The sequence below is a fragment of the Corynebacterium phoceense genome (genome assembly GCF_900092335.1).
Lineage (GTDB): Bacteria > Actinomycetota > Actinomycetes > Mycobacteriales > Mycobacteriaceae > Corynebacterium > Corynebacterium phoceense.
Map to the genome: position 1 here is coordinate 89,478 of NZ_LT596208.1, position 23,805 is coordinate 113,282.

The 23,805-nt window shown below is 56.3% G+C and carries 25 protein-coding genes and 1 tRNA gene; 20 read left to right on the forward strand and 6 right to left on the reverse strand.

What is annotated here, in order from left to right:
- Window positions 1-3: 3 nt before the first annotated feature.
- Window positions 4-681, reverse strand: coding sequence for a hypothetical protein (locus tag BN9444_RS04605; protein WP_068801503.1), 678 nt, complete (start codon window positions 679-681; stop codon window positions 4-6).
- Between the two features lie 61 nt (window positions 682-742).
- Window positions 743-1,300 (reverse strand): PPA1309 family protein, encoded by a 558-nt coding sequence (locus tag BN9444_RS04610; RefSeq protein ID WP_066485535.1) that lies wholly within the window; start codon window positions 1,298-1,300, stop codon window positions 743-745.
- Between the two features lie 124 nt (window positions 1,301-1,424).
- On the opposite strand from BN9444_RS04610, the gene BN9444_RS04615 reads away from it, so the two are divergent.
- Together BN9444_RS04615 and BN9444_RS04620 are read left to right on the forward strand one after the other, a co-directional pair.
- A complete protein-coding gene (locus tag BN9444_RS04615) occupies window positions 1,425-4,394 on the forward strand; it encodes a UPF0182 family protein (RefSeq protein ID WP_068801504.1) in 2,970 nt (989 codons plus the stop codon).
- A gap of 152 nt (window positions 4,395-4,546) precedes the next feature.
- Window positions 4,547-4,620 (forward strand) — tRNA-Met (locus BN9444_RS04620).
- A gap of 97 nt (window positions 4,621-4,717) precedes the next feature.
- Here the strand turns inward: BN9444_RS04620 and BN9444_RS04625 are convergent.
- The 3 genes from BN9444_RS04625 to BN9444_RS04635 are packed head-to-tail and all read right to left on the reverse strand — an operon-like array spanning window position 4,718 to window position 7,054.
- A complete protein-coding gene (locus BN9444_RS04625) occupies window positions 4,718-5,836 on the reverse strand; it encodes a tyrosine-type recombinase/integrase (protein ID WP_199872845.1) in 1,119 nt (372 codons plus the stop codon).
- A gap of 10 nt (window positions 5,837-5,846) precedes the next feature.
- Window positions 5,847-6,290 carry a site-specific integrase gene (locus BN9444_RS04630; protein WP_068801506.1) on the reverse strand — a complete coding sequence of 148 codons (444 nt, stop codon included), beginning with the start codon at window positions 6,288-6,290 and terminating at the stop codon, window positions 5,847-5,849.
- Between the two features lie 5 nt (window positions 6,291-6,295).
- Window positions 6,296-7,054, reverse strand: a complete 759-nt coding sequence (locus tag BN9444_RS04635) for an SKP1 family protein (protein ID WP_141681487.1) — start codon at window positions 7,052-7,054, stop codon at window positions 6,296-6,298.
- Window positions 7,055-7,142: 88 nt separating this feature from the next.
- Here BN9444_RS04635 and BN9444_RS04640 point away from each other — a divergent pair, with 88 nt between their 5' ends.
- From BN9444_RS04640 to BN9444_RS13470, 8 genes are all read left to right on the forward strand, one after another.
- Window positions 7,143-7,337 (forward strand): helix-turn-helix transcriptional regulator, encoded by a 195-nt coding sequence (locus BN9444_RS04640; protein ID WP_068801508.1) that lies wholly within the window; start codon window positions 7,143-7,145, stop codon window positions 7,335-7,337.
- Window positions 7,327-7,539, forward strand: a complete 213-nt coding sequence (locus BN9444_RS04645; protein WP_068801509.1) for a helix-turn-helix domain-containing protein — start codon at window positions 7,327-7,329, stop codon at window positions 7,537-7,539. The genes BN9444_RS04640 and BN9444_RS04645 overlap by 11 nt, the downstream gene beginning before the upstream one ends.
- A 2-nt stretch (window positions 7,540-7,541) precedes the next feature.
- Window positions 7,542-8,024, forward strand: a complete 483-nt coding sequence (locus tag BN9444_RS04650) for a hypothetical protein (protein WP_068801510.1) — start codon at window positions 7,542-7,544, stop codon at window positions 8,022-8,024.
- Entirely contained in the window at window positions 8,021-9,418 is a 1,398-nt protein-coding gene (locus BN9444_RS04655) for a DUF3987 domain-containing protein (protein ID WP_068801511.1), read from the forward strand. The genes BN9444_RS04650 and BN9444_RS04655 overlap by 4 nt, the downstream gene beginning before the upstream one ends.
- Window positions 9,419-9,429: 11 nt before the next feature.
- A complete protein-coding gene (locus tag BN9444_RS04660; protein WP_084759245.1) occupies window positions 9,430-9,852 on the forward strand; it encodes a single-stranded DNA-binding protein in 423 nt (140 codons plus the stop codon).
- 335 nt (window positions 9,853-10,187) lie between these two features.
- The gene (locus BN9444_RS14675) at window positions 10,188-10,361 is read left to right on the forward strand and encodes a hypothetical protein (protein WP_199872846.1); all 174 of its coding nucleotides are present in this window, start codon (window positions 10,188-10,190) and stop codon (window positions 10,359-10,361) included.
- Between the two features lie 596 nt (window positions 10,362-10,957).
- Window positions 10,958-11,134 (forward strand): hypothetical protein, encoded by a 177-nt coding sequence (locus BN9444_RS14480; RefSeq protein ID WP_154666896.1) that lies wholly within the window; start codon window positions 10,958-10,960, stop codon window positions 11,132-11,134.
- A 445-nt stretch (window positions 11,135-11,579) separates the two neighbouring features.
- Window positions 11,580-12,341, forward strand: coding sequence for a tyrosine-type recombinase/integrase (locus BN9444_RS13470; protein ID WP_338078334.1), 762 nt, complete (start codon window positions 11,580-11,582; stop codon window positions 12,339-12,341).
- 31 nt (window positions 12,342-12,372) lie between these two features.
- Here BN9444_RS13470 and BN9444_RS14490 read toward each other — a convergent pair whose 3' ends face one another.
- Window positions 12,373-13,677 (reverse strand): hypothetical protein, encoded by a 1,305-nt coding sequence (locus tag BN9444_RS14490; RefSeq protein WP_068801515.1) that lies wholly within the window; start codon window positions 13,675-13,677, stop codon window positions 12,373-12,375.
- Between the two features lie 628 nt (window positions 13,678-14,305).
- On the opposite strand from BN9444_RS14490, the gene BN9444_RS14110 reads away from it, so the two are divergent.
- The 10 genes from BN9444_RS14110 (at window position 14,306) to BN9444_RS04710 (ending at window position 23,723) form a co-directional block, all read left to right on the forward strand.
- Window positions 14,306-15,412 carry a DNA methyltransferase gene (locus BN9444_RS14110; protein WP_141681488.1) on the forward strand — a complete coding sequence of 369 codons (1,107 nt, stop codon included), beginning with the start codon at window positions 14,306-14,308 and terminating at the stop codon, window positions 15,410-15,412.
- Complete coding sequence (locus tag BN9444_RS14115; protein ID WP_199872847.1) at window positions 15,394-16,002, forward strand: DNA methyltransferase; 609 nt, start codon at window positions 15,394-15,396, stop codon at window positions 16,000-16,002. Before BN9444_RS14110 ends, BN9444_RS14115 begins: the two co-directional genes overlap by 19 nt.
- A gap of 7 nt (window positions 16,003-16,009) precedes the next feature.
- Window positions 16,010-16,288, forward strand: coding sequence for a hypothetical protein (locus tag BN9444_RS14680; RefSeq protein WP_199872848.1), 279 nt, complete (start codon window positions 16,010-16,012; stop codon window positions 16,286-16,288).
- A 2-nt stretch (window positions 16,289-16,290) separates the two neighbouring features.
- On the forward strand, window positions 16,291-18,960 hold the full coding sequence (locus BN9444_RS04685; RefSeq protein WP_068801516.1) for a DEAD/DEAH box helicase family protein: 2,670 nt from the start codon (window positions 16,291-16,293) through the stop codon (window positions 18,958-18,960).
- Between the two features lie 2 nt (window positions 18,961-18,962).
- A complete protein-coding gene (locus BN9444_RS04690; RefSeq protein WP_068801517.1) occupies window positions 18,963-19,541 on the forward strand; it encodes a recombinase family protein in 579 nt (192 codons plus the stop codon).
- Between the two features lie 168 nt (window positions 19,542-19,709).
- Window positions 19,710-20,735 (forward strand): DUF4192 domain-containing protein, encoded by a 1,026-nt coding sequence (locus BN9444_RS04695; RefSeq protein WP_068801518.1) that lies wholly within the window; start codon window positions 19,710-19,712, stop codon window positions 20,733-20,735.
- 83 nt (window positions 20,736-20,818) lie between these two features.
- The gene (locus BN9444_RS13475; RefSeq protein ID WP_077210038.1) at window positions 20,819-21,403 is read left to right on the forward strand and encodes an antirestriction protein ArdA; all 585 of its coding nucleotides are present in this window, start codon (window positions 20,819-20,821) and stop codon (window positions 21,401-21,403) included.
- Window positions 21,404-21,569: 166 nt separating this feature from the next.
- Window positions 21,570-21,734 carry a hypothetical protein gene (locus tag BN9444_RS14685; RefSeq protein WP_196131633.1) on the forward strand — a complete coding sequence of 55 codons (165 nt, stop codon included), beginning with the start codon at window positions 21,570-21,572 and terminating at the stop codon, window positions 21,732-21,734.
- Window positions 21,735-21,796: 62 nt separating this feature from the next.
- Window positions 21,797-22,222, forward strand: a complete 426-nt coding sequence (locus tag BN9444_RS04700; RefSeq protein ID WP_068801519.1) for a single-stranded DNA-binding protein — start codon at window positions 21,797-21,799, stop codon at window positions 22,220-22,222.
- 284 nt (window positions 22,223-22,506) lie between these two features.
- Window positions 22,507-23,723, forward strand: a protein-coding gene (locus BN9444_RS04710) for an IS3 family transposase (protein ID WP_141681489.1) whose coding sequence is annotated in 2 segments (ribosomal slippage) — window positions 22,507-22,768 and window positions 22,768-23,723 — 1,218 coding nt in all. Because the reading frame shifts where the segments join, the coding sequence is not laid out codon by codon here.
- Window positions 23,724-23,805 lie beyond the last annotated feature (82 nt).

Consider the following 23,805-nt stretch of genomic DNA (forward strand, 5'->3'; position numbering starts at 1 on the left):
CGGTTATTCTTCCGCGGCGTCGCCGCCGTCGAGGAGGCCGAGCTCGCGGATCTTGTCCTTGGGATCCTGCTCGTCGGTGCTCGTCATCTGCTGCATGACGAGGCCCTCGTCATTGTCGACGACCGTGATGATGGCGGTGGAGCCGAACATCGTCCAACCCACGAGGCGCACGTCATCGTTGTAGAGCAGGCGCGAGGACTTGAGCTCCTCGAGCAGCTGCGTCGTCTGCGCGGCCTTAGTCTCGGACTTAGAGAACTGGAACTGGCCGACCTCGGGGCCTGAGCAGTTGTAGGAATCCTTGAGTCCCGCGCTGTCGCATTCCTCTAGCTCGTTGAAGAACGAGCGGGGCGCTAGCGTGCCAAAGATGTCCGCGACATCTTCCACGGAGTCCGCGCGCGAGGAGCGCGACGCCGAGGACGTCGTGGTGGCGCTGGAAGAAGACGGCTCTAAGGACTCAGATGCCGAAGACGTCGCGGAAGTCGACGCGGAGGTCGTCGCCGCGGGCGACGAGGTGCTCGACGCCGACGTGGAGGTCACAGTGGGGGACGCAGGAGCGGCGGGGGCGGGGGTCTCCGGCGGGGTGTCGGCGGTGTCATCGGAGCCGCAACCAACGAGGAGGGCAGGGATGAGCGCGACCGTGGCGAGACGGGCGAGCGAGTGGGCGGCGGAAACGTGGCGCACGAGAGCCTCCTGAGACGAGTTGTCCTGTGAGTGAAGTCTTCTATCAGTCTAGAGGACGCGGCTAGTAAAGCTCCTCGGGATCCTGCTCCAATCCGTAGCGCAGCGCCGCGATGACGCCGGGGGCGACCTGAGGACCGCCGCGCAGCTGGATCTCGTCCTGGGCGAAGGGGCCTGCGGCCTCGAGCTCTTCCTCGGTGGGGCGCAGCTGCAGCAAGGTCTGTTCAATTCCTTCCTCACGCAGGACGCCGGAGTAGAGGCGCGCCGGGCGTGGGGCGTCGGTTGGCGCCGACGCGACACTAGCCGACGCGTCGTGAGACGCGGTGTCGCGGAAGAGGATCTCCTGGGCGAGGATGACGCCGGCGACCTCGGCTGGCCAGGCCAGGCGCGAGACATAATCCGCGAGCTGCTCCGAGCCGGCCTCGATATTGTCCGGCAGATCGTTTTGCACGACGAGGGTCAGCGGCGAGTCATCGAGGGAGTCGAGCGCGTCGACGAGCAGCTCGGAGGGCACGAGGGCGAAGAGGGTAGGGGCGGCGTCCCAGCCCTCCGCGTGGACGAATTCGACGGCCTCGCGCATGGCCTTATTGAGCGCCTGCTGATTGGGGGAGAGGGAACTCATTGATGACCTCATTCGTTAATGCTGTGTTACTTCCTTAAGCTGGAAGACTATACCGTTTGCTCATCTCTTCGATAACTGATTGGAGTTGGCGTTGTCCACCGGACTCACACGACCCAATGCCCCCATGCGACGGCCATCCCGGCTGTTGGCCTGGACCGTCACCATTCTTGGTCTCCTCTTCTTTGTAGGCCCGCTGCTCGTGGGCTTCTACACGGACTGGAAGTGGTTCGGTGCGATTGATTATCGCGGCGTCTTCACCACGACGGTGCTCGCACGCCTCGCGATCTTCTTCGTCACCGCGATCATCGCGGGACTCATCACGTGGGCCGCGGCGTGGTTCGTGTGGCGCGGACGTCCGGACGACCTCGACCTGGGTGATCTCAACTCGCCGGTCTACGCCTACCGCCAGTCCATTGAGAAGTCCATGGGCGCGTTCCTGCGCGTGCTGCCTCTCCTCGTCGGCATCGTCGCCGGTTTCCTGGCCCAGTCCAACTGGCGTGCGGTCATGCTGTTTATCAACCGACAGTCCTTCGGTGTGGACGATCCGCAGTTCCACATGGATCTGGGCTTCTACGCCTTCCAGCTGCCGGTCTACCAGTTTGTGATCTCCACGCTCTCGCTGCTCACCATGCTCGCGTTCCTCATCGCGCTCGTGGGCCACTACGTGCTGGGCGGCATCCGCATTGGCTCCCGCCCGGCGGGCGTGCGCGGCTCCGTCTCACCGGCGGCGCGCAAGCAGCTGGCGATTACCGGCGGCATCTGGATGCTCCTCGAGGTCGCTGGCTACTGGTTTGAGCGCTACGAGCTGCTGTACAGGGACAACTCCATCTTCACTGGTGCCTCCTACACCGATATCAATGCGTACCTGCCGGCGAAGATCATCCTCATGGTCATCGGCGTCTTCGTGGCCATCGCGTTCTTCATGGCCATCGTGATCAAGGACCTGCGCATTCCGGGCCTAGCCGTCGTGCTTATGCTCGTCTCATCCGTCGTCATCGGCAACGTGTGGCCGGTGCTCATGCAGCGCTTCTCCGTCGACCCGAACCGTCAGGCGAAGGAAGCGGAATCGATTACGCGCAATATCGAGTCCACGAAGTATGCCTACGGCATTGGCGATGACAACGTGACCTACGAGAACAACTGGGGCGCGAAAGGCGCGTCGGACGAGGCCGTGGCTTCGGACGAGGCGACGATCAATAACCTGCGTCTGCTCGACCCGGACATCCTGGGCGAGACCTTTACCCAGATGCAGCAGCTGCGCAACTTCTACGGCTTCCCGGACACGCTCGAGATGGACCGCTACGAGATCGACGGCGAGATGCGCGACTTCGTGGTCGCCGCCCGCGAGCTTGACCCCAACGCGCTGAGTGAAAACCAGCTCAACTGGATTAACCGCCACACCGTCTACACCCACGGCAACGGCTTCATTGCGGCCGAGGCCAACAAGGTCGACGAGGTCGCCCGTGACGCCGGCTCCACCCGTGGTGGCTACCCGGTCTTTACCGTCTCTGACCTCCAGACCAAGGCCGGCAAGGAGGCCGAGGGTGAGGGTGAGACCAAGGACGCCGAGTCCTCCTTGGGCATCAACGTCGAGGAGCCGCGCATCTACTTCGGCCCCGTCATCGCCTCGGCGCGCGACGGCCGTGACTACGCCATCGTGGGCAAGACAGGTAACGAGTCCGTCGAATACGATACGGACCAGTCCACCTACACCTATGAGGGCTCCGGCGGCGTCGGCATCGGCAATATCGTCGACCGCACGGCGTACGCCCTCAAGTACGGCGAGATGAACTTCCTGCTCTCTGATCGCGTCGGTGCGGAGTCCAAGATTCTCTACGAGCGCGACCCGCGTCAGCGCGTCGAGGAAGTCGCCCCGTGGCTCACCACCGACTCGAAGACCTACCCGGCCGTCATCGACGGCCGCATCAAGTGGATCGTTGACGGCTACACCACGCTGTCCAACCTGCCGTACTCCCAGCGCACCTCGCTCGCGGATGAGACGCAGGACGCGCTCAGCCCCGACGGCACGACGCAGCGCCTCATCAACGACCAGGTGGGCTACATTCGCAACTCCGTGAAGGCCACCGTCGACGCGTATGACGGCTCGGTCTCCCTCTACGAGTTCGATACCGAAGACCCCGTCCTCAAGGCTTGGGAGGGCGTCTTCCCGGGCGTTGTGAAGCCGAACTCTGAGATCTCTGAGGAGCTGCGCGACCACCTGCGCTACCCGGAGGACATGTTCAAGGTCCAGCGCAACCTGCTGGCCCGCTACCACGTCTCCGATCCGGGCGTCTTCTTCAACAACGACGCGTTCTGGTCCGTCCCGCAGGATCCCAATGCCGCCGAGGGCACCAACGCGCTGTCTCAGCCGCCGTACTACGTCATGGCCGCTGATCCGGAGACGAAGAAGCCGAGCTTCCAGCTCATCACCACCTTCCGTGGCTTGAAGCGTGAGTTCCTCTCCGCCCACATGTCCGCGTCCTCGGACCCGGACAATTACGGCAAGATCACCGTCCGCGTCCTGCCCACGGACACGCAGACGCTTGGCCCCAAGCAGGCCCAGGACGCCATGATGTCCTCGGACCAGGTCGCCCGCGACCGCTCGCTATGGGAGTCCACGAACCAGCTGCAGAACGGCAACCTGCTTGCCCTCCCCGTCGGCGACGGCGAGCTGCTCTATCTCGAGCCCATCTACTCCAAGCGTAAGAACCAGGAATCCGCGTTCCCCAAGCTCCTGCGCGTGCTCGTGTCCTACAAGGGCTCCATTGGTTACGCGCCCACCATCTCTGAGGCGCTCAGCCAGGTGGGCATCGACCCGAAGGCTGCTCAGGACATCGAGGAGATCGACGGCGACACCGGTTCCACCGACGCTCAGCCTTCCGATGCCCCCACCTCCGGCGATGCCGACAAGGCAACCACCCCCTCGGCTCCGGCGTCCGCGCCGGCGAGCTCCAACGAGGGTGAGGCCATCAACGCCATCAACGACGCGCTCAAGGGCATCGAGGACGCCCGCGACGGCTCCCACGAGGAGTACGGCAAGGCCCTCGACAAACTCGACAAGGCGGTCAAGGAGTACCAGTACCTCAACAAGTAAGCGCTACCCCGCGTGAAACCATCGCCAGGGTTCCCTTTTATACGGGATGCCCTGGCGATTTTGTCTAGTCGGAGACGGTATGTATAGTTACAGGGGTCGCCACGGAGGGCGCAAGCCTTCCAGTCGATAGTGAAACTCTTTGTTTCATGCGTCGCGGGGTGGAGCAGCTCGGTAGCTCGCTGGGCTCATAACCCAGAGGTCGTAGGTTCGAATCCTGCCCCCGCTACAAAGTGCAAAAGGCCTGGTCATATCTGGTATAAGCTAAGACCGGGCCTTTTTTGCGACACAAAAACGACACAATAAAATTTCTCAAACCCGAATTATCACCATGAAAGTGGATCGATAACCTTTTCGGAAACAACTTTGCGCCCCATATAAACATCGGTCGTCATGCTAGGTTGCTCGTGTCCTAACTGGTCCGCAATTTCGCGCGCGGTAAGTCCCGCTTCATCTAAGCGGGTAGCAACTGTCTTTCGGAACGTGTGAAACGTGACCCACGAAAATCCCGCGGGGTCTAGGACTCGTCGCAACTCTTTCGTGGCATAGCCGCGCTGCCAGATGTGCCCTAACGAATTGGGGAAAACGAGACCTTGGGAATTATCTGGCCAGTTCATTTGAGAACGCCGAACCAACATGTCCATAATTTGCCGGTTGAGCGCTAGGACGCGGTAGCCCGCCGCCGATTTAGTCTTATCCTGAACGAAAACACCCTTGCCCTTGCCATCGCTAAGGGTGGACATGATCGTCACGGTATGAGTAGAAAAATCGACGTATTGACCGCGCAGGGATAACGCTTCACCAATACGCACGCCAGTACCTAGCATGAACGTCACAAGGTCTGTTAGGCCAGTTTCCCGCGCCTGTGCGTCACTTTTAAGTAGTGCAAGCAAGGTTGATACCTCGTCCGCGGTTAAGGCGCGCTTAGGCCGCTTCTCGCCCTTTTTGCTCTTAAGCCGTGCGGTTTGTGCTACGGGATTACTGGGAATTACGCCTAGTCGCACAATGTGGCCGAAAACGGCCGAAAGAACTGTCTTATACGTGGACGCAGCCCCCGGGCCGACATTCTCCGCGACACTGGCAATAGCCATGTCAAGGACTGGGATAGTCACCTCTGAAATAGCTAGGTCACCTATGCTCGTGCGCACCCGGTTATTGATGCAGCGCCGCCACTGATTTTTAGTAGACTCCGCGCGGTCTGACTGCTCAATTTCTCGCAACCATGCTTCACAGGCAACGATGAACTTTGTATCCGCGTTAATAAGGTTGGTACTAAACCCCGTCCTGGTCCTCAACGTCTCAACTAGTGCACGCTGTGCGCTGGCCTTTGATGTACCGAACTTGCTGACCTGACGTGTCTTGCCGTCCATGTCTCGGAAACTCGCGCGTGCTCGCACTTTGCCCGGTGCAATTTCTGTAAAAGTAATCGTGCCCCATGTGCCCACTGGCAATGGTCTACGCCCCATAAATACCAGTCCTTAGCACCGACTTTCGCAGGGAAACCGCCGAATATCCCGGGCCGAAAAACTGGACGAGAGCAAGGCGCAGCATATTAGCTAGGTCCATTGGGGGCCACGGGTCGCCCGCGCCGTCCTGAACCACAAAGCCGCCACGATGGAACTCGTCTTGCCTGTCCGCTATGTCAAGCAAGCACGCGCGCAAACTGTCGGACAACGGGGCAAAGCGCGGGCCGCTGAAACCTGGATGACCTAGCTCAACACGCCCGTCCAACCAATCGACGTGAAACCAGCGCAGCCCCGCAACGTCGGAAACCGCCGCGCCCGTCGCCATCGTGATATTGATAGCGGCCGTGACACCCTCTGACACTAAAAGCGGGTGTGCTGAACAATGCTGCTGAAACGCCCTAAGTTCGATGGGGGTTAGTGTTTTGGTGAGCATGAACCTTAGTTCTTTCTCGTGCGTGGTCGTCGCGTCGATGGTGGCAATGTTCCCGACTCGCGGGCTAACTTGACCCAATGACTCGTTGTTGCGCTAGGTAGCCCTAACGTGCGCTGAATGAACATGACCGGCGCTAAATCGTGGGCTTCTGCAAAGTGATACAGCCAATAAATCGCGCCCTGGACTTCCTCGGAACTCGGACCAAAACCGCGCAGGGTAGCAACATAGTCTTTGGCCTGGTCCTCGTCTAGATGGAAACCGTCGTGCTCGTCACCTGTAAGCGGTGGGAAATGCTTGTATCCCTTTATCTTTCTAATCTCGTCTGGTGATTTTCCACGCAACATGTCCGCTGGACCTACAAGGGAAATTCTTTGCCAGTCGCCCCACGGCTCGCCAAAGTTTGCGCGATGGGCGATGTTTCCAGCCGTGCGACATGCTGCCAGCATGTCCTTTACCGGAACTTCCCGCAACGTACTAGACGTAATGGCGGGGGAGTCTTTAGGCCGGATAATCCGCAATTCCAGACACTCCACTAGTTCATCGCGCCGTTCAATCTCAAGTATGAACGTGTAGGTGCTCAACGGGTGTTCATGGTCGCTCGTCTTGACCTCGAAAAAAGCGGGGTACATAAGTTCAGTTGAAACGGACTGTTTAGATGGCACGCCGTCCGCGTCTAGCACTCTGACTTGGAAAGTATCGGGCATAAAAACCCATTCCAGTCGAGTAGGTGCCAAATCTCCATTGGGTAATTGCGAATACTCCATGACACGTGATAGTAGTTGAGTAACCGCAAATACTCAATGAACGCGGTTGAAAACATGAGTCACACTGAACGCCCGTAAGGAAAATGGAATGAAACTCTTGACCAGTAACGAGGTCGCGCAGCGACTAGGCGTGCCTGTCTCCACGGTGAACTATTGGAGGACGGCAAAGAAAGGTCCGCACTACGTCAAGGTGGGCCGTCATGTGCGTTACCTGCCGGAGTCTGTAGACAAGTACGTCCTGGAACTGATGGCCGCGCAGGAGGAGGAAAACAATGACCGATAATGCTGTGGGTGACTTCATCACGGATAACGACGTAGCGGACATGCTTAACGTGACCGTTTATGCCGTGCGTCATTGGCGCAACGCCGGTACTGGACCGGAGTACTACCGATTTGGTCGCTTTGTCCGCTATCCACGCGCCGGAGTCCTTGAATGGGCACAGCAACAATGTGTCTCGTCCACCGCGCAACGTAAGGCGGGGTAGAGATGAACGTTAATTCAATGGAACGTCAATTCATCGGGACGTTACTACATTCAACTGCTGCGGAAGTCCTCAAAATCTCACGGTTCATTGATGAACGTGACTTTTGCGACCGCCGCCTATATGCGGTGTATTGCATCATCGTTAAAGAAGCGGAATACCCACGAGATCCTGATCCCGTTGTGGTTCTTGAAAATCTTCAAAGCAACCTGGGGCCGATACGGGCTAGGGATATGGGGAACGAAGTCTTTGAAATGTACAGGCAAGTTCCCACTCGCTTTCATCTGCACATTAGCGCTCTAGGAGTTCTTAAGAATAGTGCTCGCCGCGCTTTCGAGGACTTTAAGCAACTAGCCGATATGGCACAGGAGTCATCATTTCCCGAACTCAACATGTGCCTTACCGAGCTAAACAACCGCATTGAATACATTAACCGGCGCATTGGGGGACTCGAACAACTAATCTCAGAAAGGAGGTTGCCCGCATGAACTTAGCTGAACCAGACTACAGCGTTTTTGATGAAAGTAGCCCGGTGCCCGGATACTTTGACGACGGCACGCCGGTACCGGATATACCGCCCGAAGATGTGCCACCCGCGCCCGCCGTTGCTATCTCTGATAAGCACGAGGACGAGGGGGTCTACTATGCAGTGCCCGCCCCTGTATTCCCGGAAGAACAATTACCGGGTGTCTTGGGGAATATAGTCCGCCGCGTTATGCCATACACGGAAGTAAGCGCCATCGCCCTTTACCTGACTCTCATGAACTTTATTGGGTTCCTACTGTGCGTCCCTAACGGACCCTATATCCGGTCGCAAAACGACAACATTGTCGCTAACATGTTCCTGATTGTGTGCGGACCCTCTGGTCGTGGCGTTAAAGGACGTTCTTTGACCCTGGCACGAAAATTGCTCAATATAACGGTTCTCAAAAGCTACGCGCGCTTTTCAATTGACAGTGGTGAGGGCCTTATCCGCGCCCTAAGCCCTGACTTGGACGATGGTGAGGACCTGGACGTAACCGTTAGCGATTATGCCCCAAAGAAAGTTGCTTGGATTGAAGAAGAACTTTCTCGTGTCCTTAAAAAAGGCCGCGGTGAAAGCTCAACACTGTTGGATAATATGCGCCGCGCATTTGATGGTCGTCCTTTGGAGAACAACACGAAGCGCGAAAAAATGCGGGCCGAAAACTACGTACTTGGATTTTTGGGCCACGTAACGCCTAGCGAATTTCGCTCTCTCACCAATGAATCTAGCGACATTCAAGGCGGCACCCTCAACCGTATTATGTTCTGCTATTCCACCCAGTCTAAAGAACTGTCTGCCAATTCCGAGGGTATCCCGGACGCTGAATTAACGCGGCTGCAAAATGAACTTGCAATGCGCATTAGCAACGCGTCGAAAATCGGACAAATTTCCTATAGCGACGAGGCCGCGCAGGAATTTGACCAGTTACGGCACTATGAACGAGTCGTGCGCCATGAAGTAGACAACGTGCAAACGATGATTGATCGAACAATCATCTACCAACAGAAAATGCACATTGTCTTAGCCGCCCTTGACGGTACGAACGTCATCACGACAAATCACGTTCGGGCCGCACAACAATTGGCCGAATACTGGCACGCAACAATCCGGCATTTGCTCTCTAGCGCCGCGGGCGAAGCGCAAACCGAACTGGAACGCAAAGTGCTAGAAGCCCTTAGGGCAACGCCTACAGGAAAGATGAAACGCAGCGAACTACAAACCGCGCTAGGTAAGAAAAAGTCCTCTAACGCTATGGATCACGCTATCAATTCATTGACGCAAAAAGGCCGGATTAGGCACTACAAACCGGAAATGCCTAACGGTGGCCGTCCGCCCCAAATTATCGAACTCATCTAAGGAGAAACACCATGCCACTACCAATGATTAACTCCGATTTCCGCGCCGCGGCAATGCCAAATCTTAAGCAAATTACCCGCAAAGATGGGACCCTTGCAACCGTCCTAGAAGTCCGCGTAGCTGCCAGCAACCGCCGCTTCAATGCCAAAACTCAAGCGTGGGAAGATGGCGACCGTCTGTTTATTGACGTGGAATACTTTGGCGATGACGGGGCTGTGTTGGTCGGGAAAATCGCAACTGGAACGCAGCTCTACATTTCGGGAGAACTCAAGCTGCACGAGTGGAAGAACAAGGACGGTGAAACGCGCAGCAAGCATTCAATCAAAGCGCGCAAACTCCGCCCCCTGGTCGAACTCCCCACTTTCAACGGTTCACCCGCGGGCGCTGGATACGTCGTCCCTAAGCCAAGTACCAACGATGAACCGCCGTTCTAAGGGAACACGCCATGCACGAGGATTGGGAAACTTTACTTTCAAGGTTCGAAAAATCGCAGACCGTCGAAGGAATTTCAACGCAAATTCGAACGCAGCGTAGGGGACACCTAGTGAAATTTGCACAGTCTTTTGAGTTCTCTCCAGACGAGGTGAGAACATCGGACTTGCAAGAGTACCTAGACAAGCGCCGTATCAAAACAGCTANGTGCTTGTGGCCGGAGTCGCGGGGTGGCCGTCGTGGTCCTCGTCCTCGTCGTCGTGCCCGTTGCGCTCGTGGCCGGAGCTGTGGCGGTGGCCGTCGCCCTCGTGCCCGTGCTCGTCCTGCCATCGCGCTCGTGGCCGTCCTCGTGCTCGTGGCCGGAGCCGTGGCCGTCCTCGTCCTCGTCGTCGCCGTGTCCGCGCTCGTCGTGCTTGTGGCCGGAGCCGTGGCGGTGGCCGTCGTCCTCGTGGCCGTAGGTAGTCCGGCCAAACTGAACTATGTAGTGAAATGCATCACAGAAAGGCGTTAAGTGACAGTCTAAATGGGGTTATTCCGGAGGTTATTCCGTAGTTTCCGCGGGGTTTTGCGCCGGATATATGTCACCGTTTGTGCAGGTAGTAGGGGTTTGGGAGGTTATCCCGGTTTTCCCGCCAACAATTAAGAACGTGAATGCAGAAAGGAAATGAATCTGCTAGGTTGGCGCTGTCGAGACTCTTGGCCGGAAAGGACTACAAATCTGTAGGACCTATGGGTAGTCATGCCTAACGTAAACGTGTAGGCCAATCATTGCACGGTGGTTGCGGTTCCTCCCGTGCTCTTGAGTCAAAGCCAATCGTGTAACTGACTGCGACCGGTTAATCTAGATGTGGTCGTTCTAGTGTGCAGTTTTTAGACATTAGACCCCACGGGAAACCCCGCGCCCCGTTTTCCTTTTCTCCCGGTCGCGCAGGAACCGGGGGTAGGTACATTACGCCGAGTTTGTGCTGAAACTTCCCGCAAACGTGCGGGAGTCGCCAAATCAATACCTATCTGCAACGGCAAACGCCTTGGAAGTCAATTGTGCCGTGTCGTTGCTCGTCCTGGTCCCCGTGCCCGCGCGGCCGCGCTCGTGGCCGGAGCCGCGGGGTGGCCGTCGTCGTCCTCATCCTAGTCGTCGTCCTCGTCCTCGTCCTCGTCCTCGTGGTCGTCGTGCTCGTGGCCGGGGCCGTGGCCGTGCTCGTCGTGCTCGTGGCCGGGGCCGTGGCCGTGCTCGTCGTGCTCGTGGCCGGAGTCGCGGGGTGGCCGTCGTCGTCCTCGTCCTAGTCGTCGTGCTCGTCCTCGTCCTCGTGGTCGTCGTCCTCGTGGCCGGGGCCGTGGCGGCCGTGCTCGTCCTGCCATCGTGCTCGTGGCCGTCCTCGTCCCCGGTCGTCGTCCTCGTCGCCGTGCTCGTGGCCGGGGCCGTGCCCGTCCTCGTGCCCGCGCCGTCGTGCCCGTGGTCGNCTATGTCAAGTCATTCCGCGCATTTTGGCGATGGCAACAGGAAACCGGATACCGCTTTGATAATCCCGCCATTGACCTAAAGCTCACTTTCACCGCAAGCGAAGAACGGGACCAGGACCGCCGCGCCGCCGCAAATGACGACCCGCGGCAATATGGTCCACAACCGCGCGAACTGCCCACAGAATGGTCAAAGCTGTTGACGGACTGGACAAAGTACGCGCGCGCGGGTGGAACGCCGGAGTCAACACTAAAAACGCGCCTGTCTCATTTGCGCAACCTCGTCAAATTCCTTGAAAATACCGCCCCGGAACTCGTGACGCTGGACGACCTAATTGAATGGATGATTAGCAAAGATTGGGCACCCGAGACAAAGCGGCTAGCGCGTAGCTCTGTCAAGGGGTTCTTTGAATGGGCCGTATTGGCAGGTCGGTTGACTCATGACCCGTCGCATGGATTACCGAAAGTCAAAGGCACTATTGGTATCCCGCGCCCTGCTACTGAATCCGCCTATCAATTTGCACTCGTGGTCGCTAAACCACGGGAACGCCTTATGCTACGTCTAGCCGCTGAACTAGGTCTAAGGCGCGCGGAAGTTGCAAGCGTACACAGCCGGGACATCATAGAACTTGAACATTGTCGCGCCCTCGTTATCAACGGCAAAGGACGAAAAGAACGAATCTTGCCATTAACGAATAGTATCTACAGCGACTTACAGGAATTTGGACCGGGCTGGATATTTCCTAGCAAGTCAAAAACCGGACACATTACGCCGCACTATGTAGGGAAATTGGTAAGCGAGTTGCTGCCGGAGGGCGTGACAATGCATAAACTCCGCCACCGTTTCGCAACCGTCGCTTATGACCAGACTGGCGATGTACTGGCCGTGCAACAAGTACTGGGACATAGTTCCCCCGCAACCACGCAACGATATGTGGCACTGTCTCAACGTAAAACCGAAGAACTTATGTCGAAAGTTGGTGCCATTTCCAACCCCGCAACAAGACCGCTGAATATATCAAAGTCACTGTGACGTTAATCCCCCTTAGCCCTTATAAAGGCTACTAGGGGGCTTTGGGCTTTTCTACAAAAGACTTTCGTCTGTTCCCCCTCGTCGTCGTGGCCGTCGTCGTGGCCGTGCTCGTGCTGCCGTCGTGGCCGGAGCCGTGGCGGTGGCCGTCGTGGTCCTCGTCCTCGTCGTCGCCGTGTCCGCGCTCGTGGTCGTCCTCGTCGTCGTGCCCGTTGCGCTCGTGGCCGGAGCTGTGGCGGTGGCCGTCGTCCTCGTGCTCGTGCTCGTCCTGCCATCGTGCTCGTGGCCGGAGCCGTGGCCGTCCTCGTCCTCGTCGTCGTGGCCGTGCTCGTGCTGCCGTCGTGGCCGGAGCCGTGGCGGTGGCCGTCGTCCTCGTGCCCGTGCTCGTGGTCGTCCTCGTCGTCGCCGTGTCCGCGCTCGTCGTGCTCGTGGCCGGAGCTGTGGCGGTGGCCGTCGTCCTCGTGGTCGTGGCTGTGACCGTAGTATCTCCGCTCTGGTATGGCTGTGACCGTAGTTTTCCCGTCGTCGTGCCCGTGGCCGGGGCCGTGGCGGCCGTGCTCGTCCTGCCATCGTGCTCGTGGCCGTCCTCGTGCTCGTGCTCGTGCTCGTGGCCGTCCTCGTGCTCGTGGCCGGAGCCGTGCCCGTCCTCGTGCCCGTGCTCGTCCTGCCATCGTGCTCGTGGCGGCCGTGCTCGTCCTGCCATCGTGCTCGTGGCGGCCGTGCTCGTCCTGCCATCGTGCTCGTGGCCGTCCTCGTGCTCGTGGCCGGAGCCGTGGCCGTCCTCGTCCCGGTCGTCGTCCTCGTCGTCGTGCTCGTGGTCGTCGTGCTCGTGGCCGGGGCCGTGGCCGTGCTCGTCGTGCTCGTGGCCGGAGCCGTGCCCGTCCTCGTCGTGCTCGTCCTCGTCCTCGTGGTCGTCGTGCTCGTGGCGGCCGTGCTCGTCCTGCCATCGTGCTCGTGGCCGGGGCCGTGCCCGTCCTCGTGCCCGCGCCGTCGTGCCCGTGGTCGTCGTCCTCGTCCTAGTCGTCGTGCTCGTCCTCGTCCTCGTGGTCGTCGTGCTCGTGGCCGGGGCCGTGGCGGCCGTGCTCGTCCTGCCATCGTGCTCGTGGCCGGAGCCGTGGGGTGGCCGTCGTCGTCCTCGTCCTCGTCGTCGTGCTCGTCCTCGTCCTCGTGGCCGGGGCCGCGCTGTCGTGCCCGTCGTCGTCGTCCTCGTGGCCGCGCTGTCGTGCCCGTGGTCGTCGTCCTCGTGCTCGTGGTCGTGGCGGTGGCTGTCGTCGTCTCGTTTCGTTCTGTGTGTTCGAACGCGGATATTTTGTGTCTGTGCGACACAAAAACGACACACTTTCCACAAAAGCGGGTGCTACTGACTGGTGATTGTGCAACCTATAGTTACACCTAGTGCGACTGACTAGCGTTACCGATAACCTGAAAGTGTCGATATTCGTAAGTCGTAGGTTCGAATCCTGCCCCCGCTACCAACTTCCTGCCCCTACCAGTGGAAACGCTGGTAGGGGCTTTCTTTATTTTCGGTAAAATACGCCATTTGGTGCACTAGATGGTGCACTAGGGTCTGAATCCTGCACTAGATGAGACTGCAACACTCCAACAAAGCGGCGCTGTCTCCAGAGCTGTTGGTGGCCTAAACGACAGGATGTGTTGGTGAGGGGCTACGGCAACGAGGAACGCCATGGGAGCCGGCAGTTCGGGGGGAGATCTGCCTGTGTGTATCGGGGGTGACACTGCTCAACCGTGGCGTTCCGAGAAAAGTATGGCACGGCTTTTGTTGTTCCGCATGTCGAGCGGTGAAAAGAAACTCTCTGCTGTACGTTATCGTTAATTTGTGAGTTGTGTTACACTTGATCTTACGTATAGCGCTTTCGTACACCTTCATCCTGCTGCTATGCCCTCATGGCGGCGCTGCAATCAGGAGGTACGGATCGACCGAATGTGAATACGAAGGATGTTGACGCATGCGATTCTTGCAAGAACTTGAAGAGGCCCTAAAGGGTGACGCCCGGTTCGTGTCCCAAGACGGCCGACTTCTCAAGCCCGTCATCCGAGATGCGGCGCACCGTTTAGATTCAGCGCTGCTCGAAACATTGCTGAGTTCCCCTCGGCTGGGTACCCACTTGTTCAAGGAGGTCGGTGGCTATACAGTCTTCGACTTGGAGAAGTTCATGTGGGTGGTTAATTCGAAGGAGTTCTTGCCCGACAGTTACACGAGCTTCCGTAACAAAATTGGGCTCTCCGCTGCGGACGGGGCGTTGGTGAGTTCCTTGAATGACGTTAGCCTCGTTTGGCCTTACAAAGACTGTGTTCTTGAGGGTGGGCAGGACAAAGAGGACGAGAAGCGAGACGAGGTCTTTTATAACGAGACACTCGCCTCGGACGAGGTTGCTCGTTTGCTTGCGCCGAAAGCTTTTGTCAACGCGGTGCGGTACGACTCTGATGGCTCTAGCGCTGTGACGGAATTAAACGAGGATGACAACCTCATCATCAAAGGGAACAATCTCCTTGTCCTTAGCTCGCTAGTCGAGCGCTTTGAAGGCAAAGTCAAGTGCATTTACATTGATCCGCCATACTACTTCCATGCTTCGAAGGAGCAGGACACCTTTGCTTACAACAGCAATTTCAAGAAGAGTACATGGCTAACTTTCATGGAGAAGCGGCTTCGTATCGCCAAGCGGCTTCTTGCCCCGGACGGTGCCGTCTTCGCACAGATCAGCGATGACGGCGTGGCTGAACTCCATCTCCTGATGAAGGAAATTTTCGGGGAGGAGAATTTCCTCAACAAGATCACGGTAAGGACAAAGTCCCCTTCAGGGTTCGCCAGTGTCAATGCCGGTGTTTTTGAGACAGCGGAATATGTTTTGGCATTCGGAAAAGATAAGCGCCGTTGGACGTTCAACACCCAGTACGTTGAGACTGGGTGGGATAGCAATTATAAGTTCGTCGTTGTCAACAAAGATGACCCGTTTGAAGATTGGGTCGTCTCCAATATTTACGACATTCTCGCTGAACAACACGGTTTTGACTCCGTGGCGGCAATGCGGAAAAGATGGGTAAAGCCGTCGTAGCCGAGATGGCTGCTGAGTACGCGCTAGCACATGCAGATGCCGTTTTCCGTTATACGGCGATCAGTAACAAAGCTGGTTCCGAAATTGTCGAAGTGCGAGGACTATCTAAGGAAAATCCAGACCGTATCTACGCAGTGGAGCGAGAAGGACAGTACACGGTATACGTCCACAATGGGCAAGAGATTGCTTTCTACTCGAAGAAAGTTCGCAACATCAACGGAGTCGATGCGCCAAGCATGGCTGTCACGAATATCTGGACAGATACCCCCTATGAAGGTATTGCGGCAGAAGGCGGCGTGAAGTTGAAAGGCGGAAAGAAGCCCGAAAAGTTGCTGCAGCGTATCATCGCGCTCAACACCAACGAGGGCGACCTTGTGCTTGACTACCACCTGGGCTCAGGAACCACAGCGGCTGTCGCGCATAAGATGGGGCGGCGCTACATCGGTGTGGAGCAATTGGATTACGGTCCCCAGGGAGCCGTCAAGCGTCTCAAAGGTGTGATAGACGGTGAACAGACTGGTATCTCGAAAACCGTTGAGTGGCAGGGGGGGCGGAGCGTTTGTCTACCTCGAACTCGCCCAACAAGGTGAGCAACTAATGGATGCGCTCGAATCCGCAAAAGACTCGCAAGGTGTTCAGCAGGTTCTGGACCAAGCTACCAACGACGGCCTGCTAAGACCTTCGGTACTCCCGGAGTCGCTCCAGGGCGCTCAAAATGAGTTCGCCGGGTTGTCGCTCGCACAACAGAAGTCGGTCGTTGCTGAGCTTATTGACAAGAACCGTCTGTACGTCAATGCCTCTGAAATTAATGACATTACATACGAGCTAGACGAATCAGATGTTCTCTTCACTAAGAATTTCTATGAGGGGCGTTAGTCATGACTACACCTACATCCCATGACATGTTCCTATTTCAACAGCTTGATATGTTCTATGATTTTGGGAAGCGGCACCCCTTGCCCGCGCATCTCAAGAACAATTTGAGCGATCGTATCTCCCTGCGTGAATATCAGGAACGTGCTTTCTCCAACACTTTGGAGTACCTGGGGAACACTCAGTTCTCAAAGAATCGTCAAACTCACTTGCTGTACCACATGGCAACTGGGTCCGGGAAGACGGTGATGATGGCAGGGCTGATTCTTCACTACTACAGCCTGGGGTATCGTAACTTCATTTTCTTTGTTAATCAGTCCAACATCATCGAAAAGACTCGGTCCAACTTTCTGGATGCCTCGTCAAACAAGTATTTGTTTGCAGAGGCTATCGAGATCAATGGTGTCCGAGTTCGGGTAAACGAAGTTTCTAACTTCGCTAGCACCGATCCTCATGCCATAAATCTGTGCTTCACAACCACTCAAAAGTTGCACTATGACTTCTTCGATGCGAAAGAAGACTCTCTCACCATAAGTGATTTTGAAGATACCCCTGTTGTCTTGATCTCCGACGAGTCCCACCATGTGAATACTCGCACCAAGAAGGCGACGAAGGCTGAGGCAGAAGAGGACAGGTCCTGGGAGTACGTTGTTAACACCGCGTTTCAAGCAAACCGGGAAAATGTCCTGCTTGAATTTACAGCCACTGTAGACCTACGCGACCCCAATATCCTTGCCAAATACAAGAACAAGATTGTCTTTGACTATCCGCTAGCAAGATTCAGGGAGTCCGGTTTTACTAAGGACTTCAAGAATTACCAGTCTGTTCTTGATCCGTGGGGGAGAACGCTCCAAGCGCTCATTCTGTCGGAGTATCGCCGTAGCCTCTTCGCGGACCTCAAAGTCGCCGCCAAACCTGTGGTGCTGCTTAAGTCACAACGCGTCGATGATTCGCGGGATTTCTACGACGAGTTTTTCCAGCGCTTAAAGCGGCTAACGCCAGATGAAATTCGTGGGCTGGATACCGAAGGTCTGATCCACGAGGCTATAGAGTATTTCAGTGATAGGGACCCCAGTCTGCATTCCCTCTGCTTGAGTATTCAGCACGCTTTTGATGAAGAAAACGCCATCATCATGAATGGCAAGACGGATAACTCAGCTGAGAAGCAGCTGGCCGTGAACTCCCTGGAAGACGTCTCGAACCCCTACCGGATCATCTTCACTGTTGACATGCTCAACGAAGGGTGGGACGTACTAAATCTCTATGACATCGTGCGGCTCTATGAAACACGTCAAGGCGGTAAAGCAGGAAAGCCTGGTGCTTACACCATCAAAGAAGCGCAACTTATCGGTCGAGGAGCGCGCTACTTCCCATTCCTGCCCGACGATGGAGAGCTTGACATAGAACCCGATGAAGCGTTTGTCCGTAAGTACGATTATGACCTAGGCAGTCCCTATCGACTGTTGGAGACTTTGTTGTACCACTCAAAGCAGGACTCCAAATACATCAATGAGTTGCGCACAGCTCTTCGAGGCACCGGTCTTCTTCCTCCAGTCGGCGTCGAGGTCACGTATGAGCTGAAAGAGTCCTTTAAGAAATCTACTTTCTTCCATGAGGCCCAGTTGTTCAGCAACAGACGGGTCGAGGTATCACGCGACGAAGTTACTGCACTAGACAATCGGGTCAAATCAGCGCTGTACCAAGTCGATGTCCGACGGACACCTTCTACGCTCAACAGTCTGCTGGATGAGGAGCCTTCTGCGCGTACAGCTGTATCCAGCACTAAGAGCGTGATTCAGCGCAAGAAGATCTCTGACATCCCTGCGAACATCCTGCTCGGGACCCTCGCTCGGTTCGACGGACTACGTTTCGATGTTCTAAGGCACTACTTTCCGAGCCTGAAGAGTGCTCACGAATTCGTGTCTTCAAACGCTTTTCTAGGCGACGTAGAAATTGTGTTCCAGTCCGACAACCGCGACCTAACCGCTGTTGACCTCGTGGAGGGACTTTCCAAGGTGTTCGAGTCCGTGGCAAGGTACTTGGAAACGGTTCAAGTAGCGTATCGAGGTACCACCAAGTTCTACCCGAGGCGGTTGAGTGAAGTTCTGAGGGACAAGAAACTTCAGATTTCGGAGGTCATTGAGGGCGGCTTCGGAGACAGCCAGACCCGTGATCAAAGTAAAGATCATTACGTGGATCTGGACCGTGCGGAGTGGTACGTGTTTAATGACAACTTCGGTACCAGTGAAGAAAAGGCGTTCGTCAAGTATTTCGCAACAGTGGTTGAGGATCTTAAACAGGACTATGACGAGGTCTATCTGATTCGAAACGAACGTCTCGCTCCGCTGGCAATCTACTCTTTTGAGACCGGAGAACGGTTCGAACCAGATTTCCTACTGCTACTACGTAAAGACGGCGACGTCGTTTCGCAACAGCAAATCTATATCGAACCTAAAGGTGAACACTTACTAGAAACAGATCAGTGGAAGGAAGATTTCCTGCTTTCACTTGACGCCAACGCTATTCCTCACAAGGTCTACGTGGACAACACCGACTACCGGATCATTGGTCTTCCGTTCTTCAACGAGGAGAACAGAATGAGTGAGTTTAGTACGGCATTTTCCAGTGCCGTTGATCCAAACCGAAGCTCGCAAATCCCTGAGCAAGGTGATTGATCGTGCTCATCGGTTACGCCCGTGTGTCCACGTCCAAGCAGGGGCAGAGTCTCGACACCCAGCGCGAGGCGCTCATTAACGCTGGGTGTGATGAAAACCACATCTACTCAGACACCATCTCGGGCACCAAATGGCAGCGGCCTGGCCTCGATGACGCTCTCGCGTACATGCGCCCGGATGACACACTGGTTGTCGCGCGCTTAGACAGGCTCGGCCGCAGTCTCGCTGAGACGGTCAATACCATCGCTGACCTTGCGGAACGTGATATCAACGTCAAAGTGCTCGAACCAGCGCTCGACACCTCGCGGCCTGCGGACAAGGTGGTCATTAACGTCATGGCCTCACTCGCTGAGTGGGAGCGCGACCTGCTGATCCAGCGCACACGCGAAGGCGTGGCACACGCCCGTGCACAGGGCAGGGTGGCTGGGCCGAAGCCGAAGCTCAGCGATGAGCAGGCGCAGGTAGCCAAAGAACTCATCGACGGTGGTAAGTCCGTGAGTGCTGTCGCTAGGACGTTCAACGTCTCGCGGCCAACGATCTATTGTGCCATCGAGCGTATGGAAGAACAAACCCAGCAGTGACTGCGTCGCTAGTGCTTGCACCCTGCTAGTGCACCCCAAATAAGCACTAGCGACGCCCTGAGCACGCTGGGGTGCTGTACAGCGAAGATGGGTGGGGTACAGCCCGGCAAAGCCGGGACCAAATACGAGGATGACCGCATTTATCCGTATTTGGCAAGGAGTGTCCACATGTCCACTTATTCGCAGACCCTCACATCCCACGGCGATATTCTCGCGAATATCCCAGGTATTTTAGGCTTCTACCCACAAGACTCCCTGGTGCTAGCATTCTTCAAACAAGCGGAAGACTCACCGCAACTCGCCCTCAGTCCGCTTGCCCGGCTCGATCTTGACGACGTTGTGGAAACGTTGATCAACAACAAGGATCAGTTCACTACATGGTCTGAACACGCCAACACCGACGCCGTCATCGCCTACGTGGTCAACGAAGACCCATCTGCTGCAGATGAGCTGGCGAAGTTCCTGCTCAGCGAGGACTCGCCGCTACCAACAGTGCTTGCGATCATCCAAGTCTCTGAGATCGCTTCCGGGACTGGATGGTGGACTGTGTACCAGCAGTCAGACCTTTCAGCACCGAGCACAGGCGTAGTCAGCGAAGTGGCCAGCTCAGCTGCACTGCAGCAGATGGTTTTAGATACGGGACAGCTACCAGCCCTGTCTCGTGGTGAACTAGATGAGCGCCTCAACAGTGCTGAACACGGTATCGACGAAGATGAATACCAGGACATCATCACCGACGTTGAGGCTTACGAAAAAGAGATACACTTCCTCCGCGATGATCTCCAGCTTGAGTATGAAAAGGCGACAGGGGGTATCGCTGATCCTGCTAACACACGAGCCATTCGTGCAGCACTGAGGTGTTTTACCACACCCATGCTGCGGGACCCGTTGCTTGCCGCGCTGCTGGATGAGCCGGAGCAGGGTCTGGCGTTCGCAGAGCTTCTCATGCGAGTGGTACCGCAGGATTGGCTCAAGATGCGCTCGCAGATAACCGCGACCGTGGCTGTACTGGCTCAAGCGACAGGCCAAACAGGATTTGCAGGCGTAGCCGCGAACAAAGCTACAGAGTTGAGCGAGACAGAGAATTTCCCTTCTCTAGTGGCTAGATCCATCAACCTTGGTCTGGGCAGCAAGCTGATTACAAGCGTCAAACAGGGTGCAGCGAGGGCGCACTATCTTTTGTTCGATGCTTAAAAACTTTCATCCCGTTGCAGCACCTGCTGCAGCGGGGTTTTCGCTTCTACCACCGGGTATCGACTAACAAGGAGGGCCAAGCTATGTTCACTCAACGAGAAGTACCCGATACTGCTTTAGAGCGCGAGCCTGGAGCAATTGTCGTCTGCAAGCACTGCTATACCGCCAGCGGTGTCGACAAAGGCAAATTCATTAAAGTATCTGAATGGGAAGACATTCCGACGGCTAAAGACGTTCACGAATGGACGGGGTATCCCATATCAAATAATTGCGATACCACGATAATCTTCCGATCTTATGGCCTACCCGAGGGTTACACACTTGAGTCGGGGAGTGTTGAATCATGGGCTGACGCATATGACCGAGTCGGTCACCTATTATGGCCAGCGTTTTGCCGCTGGGCTGAAGATGGCGTTGTCGTTGAAGACGCGAACAATGTTCCCGATGTAGCAACATTCAGAGAACAGTTCTGCGGATGGTGGCAAGACTTCGAGGAATATGCGCTGAGATTTTCCGAAGATACTGGATTAATGGATGGAGTAGACGCAGACTCGCAGCTTAGGATCTACTTCGACTGGAGTTCGTGGATCAACGACTTATCCTATGACTACACCGTTTCCGCGACCCGTACCTGTGAAGGCGGCGTGTTCGTCTATCGAAACTTTTAACTGCTAAAACCCGTTGTAGCTGAATTCTACAGCGGGTTTCCTTGTTTTGTTGGCTCTGTGAACAGGGCAGATGTTCAACTTCTGCAAGTAGGGGAGAAGAGTCTAGACAGCAGAGCTGTCTCCAAAGAACGGATTGAATATCCGATTCCAAAACAGGAGGCACACCATGCCGGATTACATGAACACGGACCTAGAGCTGCTCTACATGCTCGCAGACGGCATCGACGGCGAGGACGCTGACCCGGGTTCAACGCAGGAACTGCGCGACCTGGAAGCAGAGGGGCCAGCCTTCCCTGAGTCGTGCTCTAACACGGCACAGCAGCAGCGGTAAAACCACTGCTCAAACACAAAATCGAAAGACTACACAGTCAACTACTCATAAGGAGAAAACTAATGTCCAACCCATTCAACGCAGGCGTCATCACCGGCAATGCAGCACGCGCTCCCAAGCTGTTCGAGCACGCAAACGGCAGCGCAACGGTGAAACTCAATGTCTATGCGCGCAACGCCTTCAAAAACAAGTCCACCGGCGAGGTTGAGTCCGAGATGGTTGAGCTGACCGGCTACGTCAAGGACGCTGATAACCCCGGCGTCTTTAGCTGCATTCATGCCGGAGATCGCATTGCAGTGAGCTACTCGCTGAAAACCGATGTCTTTACCGACAAGGAAGGCGTGAAGCACTACCCGCTGGTCGCACGAATTGATACTGTGCAGCTCATCGACTCTAAGGCTGAGTCTGCGGCGCGTGCTGCCCGTCGAGGCAACGACGCTGCGGCAGCCGCACTGGCAGGCGCTGGCACCAATGAGACACCGTTCTAGTACCGAAACCCCGCAGGGAAACCTGCGGGGTTATCTTTTCTTCAAAATACTGGGGATGCCGGGTCTGTACGGCGCCGGAGCGTCGACGGTAAGGAGTGGGCACCCCTCATCACGTACCGCCATTTCGCTAACCACTACACAGTGCAGTACGCGTGTTGTTTTACCCACTGTGTACATGTCTTTTCGTTAGGTACGGGCCTGTCTCCCGAAAAGTAGACATGTTATGAGGTTACCCTCGTTTAGTGGACACCCTATTTGTACGGATCTTGTGTCCGTAAGAGAGGATGTTCATTGTGAGTCAACAGCGCAAGAAATACACGCCGGAGTACCGGCGTGAAGCCGCAAACCTGGTAATCGAGTCAGAGCGACCGATCGCTCATGTGGCTAAGGAAATCGGTGTTTCCGCCGGGCTTTTAGGCCGGTGGGTCAAACTCGAGCGTGAACGCCGAGGATCCTCAGATGGGATGAGTGAGGCTGATCTTCGTGCTGAGAATGCTCGTCTGCGCCGTGAGTTGGCAGAAGCCAAGATGGATAATGAGTTTTTGTCAAAAGCGACAGCCTTCTTCGCCGCGAAGCAACGCGAGCAGAAAAGTTCGAACTAATGCAGCAGGAGAAGGCAAACTACAGCATCAAACGCATGGCACGGCTATTAAAAGTGTCTCGGTCTGGATACTACAAATGGGCCCATGCGCAGCAGAAACGACTATCCGGAAAGGATGATCGGTCAGCATTTTACGATGATGTTGACCGAAAGATTCATCAGATTTGGAAAGACTCCGATGAGGTTTATGGTGCTCCGCGGATCACCGCAGAGCTCGCCGAGCGCTACTACATTTCACTTAACCGTAAGACTGTGGCGAAGCGGATGCGCATGATGGGCATTGAAGGGATTTCACCGCGTGCCTTTGTCCCGGTGACAACCATTCAATCCAAGCGTAAGTCAACTCTTCCTGACCTGGTCAAGCGCATGTTTGATACTGGTCAGCTCAACCGGGTGTGGATGTCGGATATTACCTACCTTCGCACCGGTGAGGGCTGGCTGTATTTGTGCGCGGTCCGCGATGGTCATTCCCGCAGGGTACTGGGCTGGGCAATGGATAGCGTTCAAGACACACACCTGGTTGAACGGGCCCTGCGGATGGCGCATACGCTACGCGGTGACGTTCCTGATGGGCTGGTGTTTCACGCTGACCGTGGAACGCAATTTACCAGTGAGAAGCTCTGGGAAGTGTGCCGCAACCTGGGCATCGCTCAGTCTGTGGGGCGCACTGGCGTGTGCTTCGATAACGCGATGGCCGAGTCGTTCTGGTCGACGCTAAAGACTGAATTCTACGACCGTAAGCGATGGCCTACCCGTGATGCTGCACGCAAGGCCGTTGCCTACTGGATGGAAGTCGTCTACAACCGCCGGCGCCGGCACTCTGCACTCGGAATGGTCAGCCCCGTCGACTTCGAGAACCACACCGGCTCAATCAACAGCAGAAAAGAAATAGCTGCCTAACCACTAGGTAGCTCCACTACGTGTCCACGATTTGCGGGCAACCCCAGTTAGGGGTTAGCTATGCTGCTTGGGCCGTGGACCA